The 9,493-nt window shown below is 69.1% G+C and carries 20 protein-coding genes; 18 read left to right on the top strand and 2 right to left on the bottom strand.

Annotation, left to right across the window (positions count from 1 at the left end; genetic code table 11):
* Positions 1 to 5 precede the first annotated feature (5 nt).
* Both LMH63_RS12750 and LMH63_RS19535 read right to left on the bottom strand, forming a co-directional pair.
* A complete protein-coding gene (locus LMH63_RS12750) occupies positions 6 to 560 on the bottom strand; it encodes a DUF8585 domain-containing protein (protein ID WP_229332596.1) in 555 nt (184 codons plus the stop codon).
* 639 nt (positions 561 to 1,199) lie between these two features.
* On the bottom strand, positions 1,200 to 1,379 hold the full coding sequence (locus tag LMH63_RS19535) for a transcriptional regulator (RefSeq protein WP_373317938.1): 180 nt from the start codon (positions 1,377 to 1,379) through the stop codon (positions 1,200 to 1,202).
* A gap of 451 nt (positions 1,380 to 1,830) precedes the next feature.
* Here LMH63_RS19535 and LMH63_RS12755 point away from each other — a divergent pair, with 451 nt between their 5' ends.
* The 18 genes from LMH63_RS12755 (at position 1,831) to LMH63_RS12840 (ending at position 9,488) form a co-directional block, all read left to right on the top strand.
* Positions 1,831 to 2,577, top strand: a complete 747-nt coding sequence (locus tag LMH63_RS12755) for a LexA family transcriptional regulator (protein WP_109679616.1) — start codon at positions 1,831 to 1,833, stop codon at positions 2,575 to 2,577.
* A 23-nt stretch (positions 2,578 to 2,600) separates the two neighbouring features.
* Positions 2,601 to 3,119, top strand: a complete 519-nt coding sequence (locus tag LMH63_RS12760; protein ID WP_109679659.1) for a PH domain-containing protein — start codon at positions 2,601 to 2,603, stop codon at positions 3,117 to 3,119.
* Between the two features lie 126 nt (positions 3,120 to 3,245).
* Positions 3,246 to 3,716, top strand: a complete 471-nt coding sequence (locus tag LMH63_RS12765) for a hypothetical protein (RefSeq protein WP_109679615.1) — start codon at positions 3,246 to 3,248, stop codon at positions 3,714 to 3,716.
* A complete protein-coding gene (locus LMH63_RS12770) occupies positions 3,713 to 3,916 on the top strand; it encodes a hypothetical protein (protein WP_109679614.1) in 204 nt (67 codons plus the stop codon). Before LMH63_RS12765 ends, LMH63_RS12770 begins: the two co-directional genes overlap by 4 nt.
* On the top strand, positions 3,910 to 4,362 hold the full coding sequence (locus LMH63_RS12775) for a hypothetical protein (RefSeq protein ID WP_109679613.1): 453 nt from the start codon (positions 3,910 to 3,912) through the stop codon (positions 4,360 to 4,362). Before LMH63_RS12770 ends, LMH63_RS12775 begins: the two co-directional genes overlap by 7 nt.
* 13 nt (positions 4,363 to 4,375) lie before the next feature.
* Positions 4,376 to 4,594 carry a hypothetical protein gene (locus LMH63_RS12780; protein ID WP_109679612.1) on the top strand — a complete coding sequence of 73 codons (219 nt, stop codon included), beginning with the start codon at positions 4,376 to 4,378 and terminating at the stop codon, positions 4,592 to 4,594.
* 128 nt (positions 4,595 to 4,722) lie between these two features.
* Positions 4,723 to 5,304 (top strand): hypothetical protein, encoded by a 582-nt coding sequence (locus LMH63_RS12785; RefSeq protein ID WP_109679611.1) that lies wholly within the window; start codon positions 4,723 to 4,725, stop codon positions 5,302 to 5,304.
* Positions 5,305 to 5,306: 2 nt separating this feature from the next.
* Positions 5,307 to 5,552: a hypothetical protein gene (locus tag LMH63_RS12790; RefSeq protein ID WP_109679610.1), complete on the top strand. Its 246-nt coding sequence runs from the start codon at positions 5,307 to 5,309 to the stop codon at positions 5,550 to 5,552.
* Positions 5,552 to 5,752 carry a TraR/DksA C4-type zinc finger protein gene (locus LMH63_RS12795; protein ID WP_109679609.1) on the top strand — a complete coding sequence of 67 codons (201 nt, stop codon included), beginning with the start codon at positions 5,552 to 5,554 and terminating at the stop codon, positions 5,750 to 5,752. The genes LMH63_RS12790 and LMH63_RS12795 overlap by 1 nt, the downstream gene beginning before the upstream one ends.
* Entirely contained in the window at positions 5,749 to 6,045 is a 297-nt protein-coding gene (locus LMH63_RS12800) for a hypothetical protein (RefSeq protein ID WP_109679608.1), read from the top strand. The genes LMH63_RS12795 and LMH63_RS12800 overlap by 4 nt, the downstream gene beginning before the upstream one ends.
* A gap of 128 nt (positions 6,046 to 6,173) precedes the next feature.
* Positions 6,174 to 6,431, top strand: coding sequence for an SEC-C metal-binding domain-containing protein (locus LMH63_RS12805; RefSeq protein ID WP_199225723.1), 258 nt, complete (start codon positions 6,174 to 6,176; stop codon positions 6,429 to 6,431).
* Between the two features lie 4 nt (positions 6,432 to 6,435).
* Positions 6,436 to 6,678, top strand: coding sequence for a hypothetical protein (locus tag LMH63_RS12810; protein WP_109679607.1), 243 nt, complete (start codon positions 6,436 to 6,438; stop codon positions 6,676 to 6,678).
* Complete coding sequence (locus tag LMH63_RS12815) at positions 6,675 to 7,562, top strand: phosphohydrolase (RefSeq protein ID WP_109679606.1); 888 nt, start codon at positions 6,675 to 6,677, stop codon at positions 7,560 to 7,562. The genes LMH63_RS12810 and LMH63_RS12815 overlap by 4 nt, the downstream gene beginning before the upstream one ends.
* Positions 7,559 to 7,768, top strand: a complete 210-nt coding sequence (locus LMH63_RS12820; protein WP_109679605.1) for a hypothetical protein — start codon at positions 7,559 to 7,561, stop codon at positions 7,766 to 7,768. Before LMH63_RS12815 ends, LMH63_RS12820 begins: the two co-directional genes overlap by 4 nt.
* The gene (locus tag LMH63_RS12825) at positions 7,765 to 7,923 is read left to right on the top strand and encodes a hypothetical protein (RefSeq protein ID WP_158280431.1); all 159 of its coding nucleotides are present in this window, start codon (positions 7,765 to 7,767) and stop codon (positions 7,921 to 7,923) included. The genes LMH63_RS12820 and LMH63_RS12825 overlap by 4 nt, the downstream gene beginning before the upstream one ends.
* Positions 7,923 to 8,609, top strand: a complete 687-nt coding sequence (locus LMH63_RS12830) for a deoxynucleotide monophosphate kinase family protein (RefSeq protein ID WP_109679604.1) — start codon at positions 7,923 to 7,925, stop codon at positions 8,607 to 8,609. The genes LMH63_RS12825 and LMH63_RS12830 overlap by 1 nt, the downstream gene beginning before the upstream one ends.
* A complete protein-coding gene (locus LMH63_RS12835; protein ID WP_109679603.1) occupies positions 8,609 to 9,253 on the top strand; it encodes an HNH endonuclease signature motif containing protein in 645 nt (214 codons plus the stop codon). Before LMH63_RS12830 ends, LMH63_RS12835 begins: the two co-directional genes overlap by 1 nt.
* Positions 9,234 to 9,488 (top strand): hypothetical protein, encoded by a 255-nt coding sequence (locus LMH63_RS12840; RefSeq protein ID WP_109679602.1) that lies wholly within the window; start codon positions 9,234 to 9,236, stop codon positions 9,486 to 9,488. The genes LMH63_RS12835 and LMH63_RS12840 overlap by 20 nt, the downstream gene beginning before the upstream one ends.
* Positions 9,489 to 9,493: the final 5 nt, after the last annotated feature.

Genomic DNA, 9,493 nt, shown 5'->3' on the forward strand with positions numbered 1-9,493 from the left:
AGCCGTCAAGCGACTCTCGCGGCAAATCCCGCACGCTCATCGCTCACCCCCGCCAGGTCACCGGGCCGGCCACGACCGTCTCGTCCGCCACCGCCCTCCGCGGCCGCCTGCACGTGCTGGCGCAGGCTCTCCAGATCCGCCTGCATCCGCTGCACGTCCCGCAGCAGGGCCGGCAGACGCGAGGCGTCGTCCTGGTCGATCCGCCCGTCCGCCAGCACCGCGGCCATGTCCCGCGTCACCAGGCCGAAGTCCTCCAGCACGCTCGCCCAGCTCGCCGTATCGCCGGCCACCGTCGCCGGCCGGCGGAAGGCACCGTAGAGCCCGTAGCGCTCCGCGAGCTCGCGGATGCAGTCGCTGCGCCAGGGATCCTCCAGCGCCGCCACCCAGGCCTCCTCCAGCTCAACGGGAAAGCGCAGGTCGTCCGCCGCATAGCGGCGCAAGGTCTGGTCCCAGGCCCGCAGCAACTTGCGCCACTCCTCCGCGCCGGCCACCGCCTCCAGATTCGGCGCCGGCACGTGGCGCAGGCGCTCCGGCACTCGCGCGCAGTACGCCGCGTCCACACCGCTCCGCCCACCGCTCGTGGGACAGCCCCCGGCGCAGGCGGTACTGCTCCGCATAGGCCACCAGCACCGCCTGTCGCGTTGGCGCCTGCGCGCCCTGTGTCTGCCTCTCCATCAGCCATCCCTCCAGGCCGGCTGCAAATGGCGGAGCGTCCCCGGTGGGCCTATGCTGGCCGTTGCCACACGACACCAGCAGCCCACCGGAGCCGCCCCCATGGATCATCGAACCGAATTCGACTTCGCCCTCGAGCAGGTCCAGCGCAACCGCCGCAGCCCCGAGGGAATGGCAGATGCCGCCATCCACGTGCACGACACGATGAAGCCTCGCCATCGACGCCGCCTCGCAGCCTCTTCGGCGATGCTTTCACCCCCGCGCTGGCGCTCGACGTATACGACCGCATCGAGGCGGCCAGGCAGTCGCAGCGCACCGACTCCCGCTCGTAAGGCGGGCGCACAAGAACGCCCCCGCAGCTGCCCCTGGGGCAGGTCGCAGGCGTTTCCTCGGGTGTGTGGTACGGCGGTGCATCCGTTCCACACTCATCTCCCGAGTTCATCCGCTGTGGGTGTTTCAACGTTTCCTCTCCTCTGGTGCTGGGCTGTACTGGCCCCATGGAATCGCCACGCTCAAACCCTGCGCGTTCACTTGTACGACTGGGCTCGGTACAAGTCCGGCCGTAACTCCTCCGGGCGGACCCGCCCCCCAGTCGCGTCGACGATGCGCAACACCTGCTCCGGCGGCACACGGCCGCGAGCCTTCCAGTTGGATATCGCTGATGGCTGGACCCCAAGCGCTGCCGCCAAGGACGCACTCGTGCCCATAGCGGCAATTGCCTTCTGCAGCGCGCTCACGTCTATCCCCGCTTCTCCACACGCCTGGCGCGTCACGCCGCGTCGCTCGCCGGCCCGAACACATCCGGCCGCAACTGCTCCGCCGTCGCCGCGCCGCCGCTCGCATGCTCGATCGCTCGCAGCGCTCGGGAGGCACCGGCCGCTGCCCGCGCACAGCTGCGACACGAACTGCGGGCTCACGCCGATCGCTGCCGCCAGCCGCGCGCGGGACTCGCAAGCCGCCACCGCCGCCTCCAGCGCCCGGATCGCCTGCGCCCCTGCGCTCCGCGTCCAGCTCCTGCCTCTCGGTCACCATTCACCTCTCACCCCGGTCGGGGTCCCTTCAGGTGAAGGAAGTAAAGCAGCGCTTTAGCTACACGTCAATGCCCGAGGACAACCGGCGCTTGTTCCTAGCACCGGAGCACGGCCGCACACTCAAGCCATGACTGAGAAAACCAACCACGAGCTGGCCGAAAACATCCGCTGGGCGATGCAGCAGGCCGGCGTTCGCTCCGTGGACGTCGCCAACGCCCTGGGCGTGAGCGAGCAGGCCGTCTACGGCTGGCGGAAGACGGGCAAGATCAGCCGCGCCAACCTGGTGCGCCTCGCACGCTATCTGCAGGTCCCAGCGGACCAGATCCAGCCGCCCGGCGAGATCATCGAGGTCATGAGCAGCAGTCGAGAGACGACGCTGCCCAAAGAGCTCGAGCCCATGGTCGTTGCCGAGGACGCCGGCCCCTATTTCGACGAGCCGGCCTTCCTTCGCCGTTCGGAACCCGCCTACCCCCTGGAGACGGGCCCTGCTATACGTGGTGAGATACCGCTTATCGGCTGGGATGAGGCAGGGAGGTGGCGAGGCGTGCACGAAGATACCCGCACGGAAGAGACGATCATCGCCACGCGCAAGGTGTCGCCTGATGCCTTCGCGCTGCGCGTGCAGGACGACACCAACTCACCGGACATACCTCGCGGTGCCATCGTCGTCGTGGATCCGGACGTGGAACCACGCCACGAGCACTACGTCATCGCGCTCTTGCCCGGCAGTGATGCGCCCACGCTCAAGCAGCTCATCGTCGACGGCGACCAGCAGTACCTCCGCCCGCGCAACGACCGCTATCCCATCCAGCCCTTCCCGCCAGGCGGCCGCATCATCGGCGTCGTCCGCCAGGCGGTGCAGGACTTCTTCTAGCCAAAGCGAGGCGCAGCGACCCCATGGCCAGCGGCACCGATAAGCACCTCGCCAACTTCCGCCGCCGCCACCGCAACCCCGGTGAGCAGATCCGCACCTGGGCGCCCGGCTACATCGGCAAGATGTTCGGCAGCGGGAAGGACTGGCAGCACAACGGCGTGCTCATCGTCACCGACCAGCGCGTCATCTTCCACCGCCGCGGCCTGCTCGGCGAGGTGCTGGAAACCATGCCGCTCGCACGCATCAGCTCTGTCGAGCAGCTCACCTTCGCCGGCCACCGCGTCCTGCGGCTGCACACGAGCAACGACAGCCTCGAGTTCAAGAGCTTCGACGCCGGCCGAGTCCGCAGCGTAGCCCGCGCGGTAGAGGCTGCCCGCGGCAACATCCAGCCGCCGCCCCAGCCGCAACCGACAGCCACCAACCCCACCAGCGCCACACCCGCCGCCGAGCGCCTCCGCCAGCTGGACGAGCTCCACCACCAGGGCCTCATCTCCGCCGAAGAACACCAAGCCAAGCGCGCCGAGATCCTCGCAGAGCTCTAACCCCTCTCTCAGACGGCCACCGCCCGTCGGCCACAAAGGCCGCTTGTGCTCGATCTAAAGCAATGCTTGACTTCCAGCAACGGCGATGCTTTAGTTTCCGACGTCAGCCAAGCGAGGAGACCGGCCATGAACCAGACAGCCACCGCCCGCCCCCTGGACGAGCCCCGCCTCGACGAGCTCTGGGACAGCACCGTCGCCCGATACGCCTACGAGGGCGGCCCCCTGGCCGCCGAAGCGCGCGCGGAGCTCGTCCGCAGAGGTTTGGCAGAGACGGCCAGCGCACCAGCCGAGGCCGTGCACGCCGTAATCCAGGGCAACGAGCGCCGCATCGAGCACGCGCTCGGCGAGCTCATGCGCGCTGCCGTAGCCTCTCAGCGCGAGGGCCGCGCCAGTGTGTTCGTGACTTACTTCGGCCACGTGAACGCCGTGGACGTCTACGCAAGACGTGTGGCCGACACCAGCGATAGCGATGCGTTCTTGCTGAAGCGCGTAATGATCGATCTCACAGGCCCCCTCAGCGACCGCCCCGCGGACCGCCTCTACGAGCTCGCCGCCCGCATCGACGCCCTACACTCCGACATGGAGCCGGGCCAGTGACCCGCGCGGACTGGCCGCGCCTCCCCGGCGTGCTCATCCAGATTGCCCTGGACCACCAGCGCAACCACGCCGAGGAGCTCCGCCGCGCCGCCGAGATGCGCCGCAACGGCGCCCGCCTCGAGCGCTGGTACCACCGCGGCGGCCCGGAGCGCCGGCTCGACGAGGTCATCGAGCGCCAGGGAGCGATCACCCCATGGTGAGCAGCACCGCCACCATCCGCCGCCGCCTGGGGCGCGTCACTGCCCTCGCCAACCGCGGCCGGCTCAGCTCCCGCGGCCAGGCCCTCGCGGCCCTGCTGCGCAGCCACCTGTTCGCCAGGCTCAACCGCGCCCGAGCCGCCGAGCTCCGCGCCCGGCGCCCGGAGGCCCAAGAGCCGCCGCCGCTGCCGGACCACCAGCAGGCCCTGACGGACCGCTACGGCCGCCAGTGGGAGTGGCACGGCAGCCGCCGCCTGGCCTGGTGGGAGTCCCGCATCGCAGGCCACGCCGTGCGCTATCGCGTCGACCTCACCACCCAGCTCTGGCCCGTCGAGGTCTGGCACCCCGTCCATGGCTGGGCCCCGATCCACCAGGCCACCCATGAGGCCGACGCCCACGAAGCCGTCCACGCCCTCGCCCAGGCCGTCGACCACGCCCGGGCCCGCTGAGAGGAGAGCCACGATGAGCGCCACCGTCCACATCTTCCCCGGCGACCACTGGCGCGACACCACCGCGCGCGTCACCCGCGCCGGCTACCTGGTGCACGTCACCCCCGGCAGCGGCCAGCTCCGTGGCCGCCCCCACGCCGACAACTTCGCCCGCCAGAAGCGCCCGCGCCATCACGGCCAGTACGTCGGCGCCCTGCCCGGCGGCGGGCCGGAGGGGGGCGACGCGGCGTGAGTGACGACCCGGTCCCTGCCCGCCCCTCGCGCTTCCAACAGCCGGCGGGCGACTACCGCCCGCCGGCACCGCCCCCGCGCAGGGCCGGCTCGGACCACAGCCACATCCCCCACAGCCTGGAGCGACCCGTGGAGCATCCGTTCAGCACTCTCAGCCCAACTGGCCGGCGCATCACCGTGCTCGCCGAGCTTCGCAAGCAGCCGGCGACGACCGTGCAGCTGCGCGAGCTGCTCGAGATCGAGCGCGACACGACGGCAGCCACCCAGCTCAACGGCACCCTGCAGGAGCTCCAGCGCGCGGGCGATATCGAGGGCGAGCGCCTGCCGGGCGGACCGCACAAGCGCTGGAGCGTCACTGGTCTTGGCGCTGCCCGGCAAGACTCGGAATCCGATCGCGTTTCGATCGAAGAATCCAGCGCCCCGGCAGACAAACCGCAAGCCGCCACCGTTCGGCAAACGACTCCAGGATGCGGCATGCCGACCCCGGACTGGCAGCCGCCTGAGAACTGGGACCAGCCAGCCGGCCGCATCCGCGAGCTCGCGCCGGAGCTGAACCCGACCGTCACACCCGACCGCGTCGGCATGACCGCCGACGGCCACCTGCTGATCTGGCTGCCGGGCAAGGCCCTGCCGCTCGAGCTCTGCCAGCGGACCACCGCCGGCATCGCCCGGCTCACCGAACTCAACCGGCCGCTGATCCGGGAGGACTGACTATGGCCGATCGCAAGCTAACCGGACTAATACACGACGCGCTGGCTGAAGCTCTTCCGAAGATGGGCGAAAGCGACCGGAAGATAGCCACGAGCGTGATCGCCAACGAGCTAAGCGCCAAAGGGCATGTGGGCACCAGCGCCGAGGCCGACTTCGAGCGCATGCAGTGGACGTTTGAGATCGGCCACGACTGCCGCGTCAGAGGCGGGCGCTACCTGCTTATCCAGATTGGACCGGAGGTGCCGTGATGGCCGACGCCGCCGACATCGCCACCGAGCGAACCGAGGCCGCCATCGAGGAAGCCCTCGCCAGCCGCCAGCGCTACGCGGGCCACAGCGCTACGCACTGCGACGAGTGCGATGCCGCCCTCCCCGAGCGCCGCCGCGAGCTCATCCCGGGAGTCCGGCTTTGCGTGGAGTGCCAGGAGATGGAGGAGCGGAGGCGATGACTGGGAAGCAAATCGATGATTCAGGCGTCACGACGACTCAAGTACGTCAAGTGATGCTGCGCTTCGAGGACGAGCTGGAAATCGCGCTTCAGGAGCACCCAGGATTTCCCGACGACCCGATCCACCAGGTCGCCATCGTGTGCGAGGAATCCGGAGAGGCCCTGCGCGCTGCGATCCAGAGCGTTTACGAACACGGCCCCGAGGCTGCCGTGGACAAGGAGCTTGTTCAGACGGCGGCCATGTGTATCCGAGCGTTGATCGCCCGGCGGCTTCAGCGGGGGGCTGAGGAATGAGCAAGCCGAGACGACGCATCGACGACGGCATGCAGCTGGCGACCGCTGCTGTGCTGGCCGTGGTCTTTGTCGCGGGCTGCGCCGTAGGCGCGGCGGTGCTGGCGGCGCTTTTCTGAGGTGGCAACCCGATGACGCAGATCCTTGACCCGATCGCCCGCGACGCCATCGAGGCCTTCGAGAAGGCGAACCGTGAACTCCGGCGAGTTCTGCGCGTGCCCGAAGGCTCAATGCAGCGCCCGTCTCTGCATCCGATGCAGCGCCCGGCCAAAAGCCGCATCCACCCCGTCACGTATGTCCGGGAGCACCCGAAGGTCGGGCGCAACCAGCCTTGCCCATGTGGCTCAGGGCGGAAGTTCAAGCGCTGCTGCATCAACAGCTGGGAGTGACCTGATGACCACCGCAACACACATGCGAACCCCGGTGGGGCCGGTCCCGATCCGCCCGGAGATCCAGCTCCGGCTGGCCGAGATGAGCGACCGGGAAGTCGCGGATGCGGCTTTCCAGATGTCCGCCCGGTTCATCAACCCCGAAATGTACGCCGAGCTCGTCCACCGCGGCCTGTCGGGCCCAGGCGTGAGCGTCGGCGAGACCTACCGCCTCATCGAGGCGCGAGAGCAGGAGAGCACCCAATGAGCGAACCGCTCTGCATCTATCACGGCAACTGCGCGGACGGCTTCACCGCGGCCTGGGCAGTGCGCCAGGCCCTCGGACCAATCGAGTGCGTCGCCGCCACCCACGGCAACCCGCCTCCGGACGTCACCGGCCGCGACGTGATCATGGTGGACTTCTCCTACAAGCGCCCGGTGCTGGAGGAAATGGCCCAGCAGGCGCGCTCCATCCTGATTCTCGACCACCACAAGAGCGCCGCGGAGGACCTGGAGCCGTTCAAGGTGACGGAGTGCGGCGGCGGGAGACTGGTCTACGACGACGTCCCCGACATGCTCCGCGACCTCGCAGAGCTATGGCGGCCGCCCGTCATCGCCCTATTCGACATGGAGCGCTCCGGCGCCGGTCTGGCCTGGGACTTCTTCCACGACGCGCCACGCCCGGCGCTGATCGACCACGTCGAGGACCGCGACCTCTTCCGCTTTGCGCTCGAAGGCACCCGCGAGATCCAGGCAGCCGTCTTCGCCCGCGAGTACGACTTCGCCCTGTGGGACGAACTCATGGAGACACCGCTCGAGCGCCTGCGCGCCGAGGGCGAGGCCATCGAGCGCAAGCACCACAAGGACGTCCGCGAGCTCGTCGACGTGACCATGCGCTACATGGTGATCGCCGGCCACCGCGTCCCGGTGGCGAACGTGCCCTACACGCTCACGAGCGACGCCGGCCACCTGATGGCCGAAGGCAACCCCTTCGCCGCCTGCTACTGGGACACACCAGACGGCCGCGTCTTCTCGCTGCGCTCTCACCCCGACGGCGCAGACGTCTCCGAGATCGCGACGCAGTACGGCGGCGGTGGCCACAAGCACGCCGCCGGCTTCCGGATGCCCATCGGCTGGGAGGGCGAAGCATGAGCAGTTCACCGAGCCACGGCTACGCCATCGTCCTGCCCTGCGGCCATGCCGACGCCATCCTCGGCGACCTTGGCACGCCGAACGGACTCGCGGACGTGCTGGAGCACTACCGAGACACGGACTGCCACGTAGAGAGGCTGCCGATCGAGCAGCTGCGCCAGGTCCCGATGGGCTGCGACTGCGATGAGAAGGAGAGCAACCAGTGAGAGCAACCCTAATCTCGACCGGCGAGGACGTCCTGGTGCTACTCCGGGGCGACCTGCGCTGCCTCTGCCGATTGGCGCCCATGGCGCCCTGGCACCGCCACCGCATTGAGGAGATCGGCTACAACCGACTCCGGTTTCCGAAGGGGGACGACTGATGCACCTGATCGGTCTGGCCGGCGCCGCCGGCGCGGGGAAGGACACCGTCGCCAGCATCCTCACCGCCGTACACGGCTGGCGCGCGTTCAGCTTCTCGGACGCCCTCTACCAGGAGGTGGCCGAAGCCTTCGGCGTCAGCGCCGAGAGCCTCAAGGAGCGCACGCTCAAGGAGATTCCGTGGCCCAGGCTCAGCGTGGATCGCTGCCGTGACCACGGCTTCCGCCGCCGGATGCTCGCCGGCGTCGCGGACTCCGACCTCTGCGAGCTGATCCTCACGCAACCGAACAGCCCGCGCGAGATCCTCCAGCGCTGGGGCACGGACTACCGCCGCGAGCAGGATCCGGACTACTGGGTGCGCCAGGCGGAGGCTACCTGGTGGCAGCACCACCAGTCCGACGCCCCGCCGGTCGGAATGGCCAACACCTCCACCCGCTTCGACAACGAGCTCGCCTGGATCAGGGCCATGGGCGGACACGTGGTTCGGGTGGACCGCCCCGGCGTCGAGCCCGAGTCGGACTACATCAGCGAGCGCCCGGTGCCGGACAACGCGGTCGACTACGTGATCGACAACAGCGGCGGTATCGACGAGCTGCGCGGGGAAGTGATGCAGATGCTGCTATCCCTGGATCTGCTCGCCCGCGAGGAAACGTCCGACGCGCCGGTGGATCCGCTGGAGGCCGACTGATGGCCGCCCATACCGGCACAGCGTGGACGGACATTGAGCTGTCGTGGCTCGAGGCCTTGTACGCAGACACGCCGAACCGCGAGCTCGGAGAGCTCCTGGGGCGCAATCCGCGTGCGGTAGGCCTGAAGGCACGCCAGCTGGGCCTGCGCAAAAGCGAAGCATTCATGGCCCGGCCGGAGCACAACGGCCGGTTCCGCCGCGGCCAGAGCGCCTGGAACAAAGGCCAACAGTTCGACAGCGGCGGGCGTTCGCGCGAGACACGGTTCCAGCCAGGTGAGCGGCCGCACACCTGGGTACCAGTCGGCACCGAGACCACCGACGCGGACGGCTACCTGAAGCGCAAGGTCCGCGACGACGCGCCACCCGGGATGAGCCGACGGAACTGGCGCTACGTCCACGTGATGCTGTGGGAGGAGCACTACGGCCCCGTCCCTCGAAGCCACGCGGTCATCTTCCGCAACGGCGACCGCACCGACCTCCGCATCGAGAACCTGGAGTGCATCCCGCGCTCCGAGCTTGGTCGCCGCAACAGCATGTGGACACGCTACCCGCGCCCGGTGGCCGAGGCGGTCCATATGCGCGGCGTCCTCAAGCGCCGCATCCGAGAGATCCAGGAGAAGCGCCATGAAGAACCGCATCGATGATCTGCGCGACCACCTGTTCGAGTCACTGGAGCGACTGAAGGAAGCCGACGGCGAATCCCTCGAGCAGGAGCTCACCCGCGCGAAGGCGATCAGCGAAACCGCCGGCAAGCTCATCGACAGCGCGAAGGTCGAGGTTCAGTACCTGGAGGTCACCGGACAGATCGAGGGCAGCCGGTTTCTCAAGGGCGCCCCCGCGCTCAACGGCGAACGTCAGCCTGGCATCACCAAGCAGTGACGGAG

Source organism: Spiribacter halobius (genome assembly GCF_020883455.1).
In the GTDB taxonomy this organism is placed as follows: Bacteria; Pseudomonadota; Gammaproteobacteria; order Nitrococcales; family Nitrococcaceae; genus Sediminicurvatus; species Sediminicurvatus halobius.

Coding starts and splice junctions, on each gene's coding strand:
- LMH63_RS19535 (WP_373317938.1), bottom strand. CDS start 1,379: ATGGGCACGAGTGCGTCCTTGGCGGCAGCGCTTGGGGTCCAGCCATCA.
- LMH63_RS12755 (WP_109679616.1), top strand. CDS start 1,831: ATGACTGAGAAAACCAACCACGAGCTGGCCGAAAACATCCGCTGGGCG.
- LMH63_RS12760 (WP_109679659.1), top strand. CDS start 2,601: ATGGCCAGCGGCACCGATAAGCACCTCGCCAACTTCCGCCGCCGCCAC.
- LMH63_RS12765 (WP_109679615.1), top strand. CDS start 3,246: ATGAACCAGACAGCCACCGCCCGCCCCCTGGACGAGCCCCGCCTCGAC.
- LMH63_RS12775 (WP_109679613.1), top strand. CDS start 3,910: ATGGTGAGCAGCACCGCCACCATCCGCCGCCGCCTGGGGCGCGTCACT.
- LMH63_RS12780 (WP_109679612.1), top strand. CDS start 4,376: ATGAGCGCCACCGTCCACATCTTCCCCGGCGACCACTGGCGCGACACC.
- LMH63_RS12790 (WP_109679610.1), top strand. CDS start 5,307: ATGGCCGATCGCAAGCTAACCGGACTAATACACGACGCGCTGGCTGAA.
- LMH63_RS12795 (WP_109679609.1), top strand. CDS start 5,552: ATGGCCGACGCCGCCGACATCGCCACCGAGCGAACCGAGGCCGCCATC.
- LMH63_RS12800 (WP_109679608.1), top strand. CDS start 5,749: ATGACTGGGAAGCAAATCGATGATTCAGGCGTCACGACGACTCAAGTA.
- LMH63_RS12805 (WP_199225723.1), top strand. CDS start 6,174: ATGACGCAGATCCTTGACCCGATCGCCCGCGACGCCATCGAGGCCTTC.
- LMH63_RS12810 (WP_109679607.1), top strand. CDS start 6,436: ATGACCACCGCAACACACATGCGAACCCCGGTGGGGCCGGTCCCGATC.
- LMH63_RS12815 (WP_109679606.1), top strand. CDS start 6,675: ATGAGCGAACCGCTCTGCATCTATCACGGCAACTGCGCGGACGGCTTC.
- LMH63_RS12820 (WP_109679605.1), top strand. CDS start 7,559: ATGAGCAGTTCACCGAGCCACGGCTACGCCATCGTCCTGCCCTGCGGC.
- LMH63_RS12830 (WP_109679604.1), top strand. CDS start 7,923: ATGCACCTGATCGGTCTGGCCGGCGCCGCCGGCGCGGGGAAGGACACC.
- LMH63_RS12835 (WP_109679603.1), top strand. CDS start 8,609: ATGGCCGCCCATACCGGCACAGCGTGGACGGACATTGAGCTGTCGTGG.
- LMH63_RS12840 (WP_109679602.1), top strand. CDS start 9,234: ATGAAGAACCGCATCGATGATCTGCGCGACCACCTGTTCGAGTCACTG.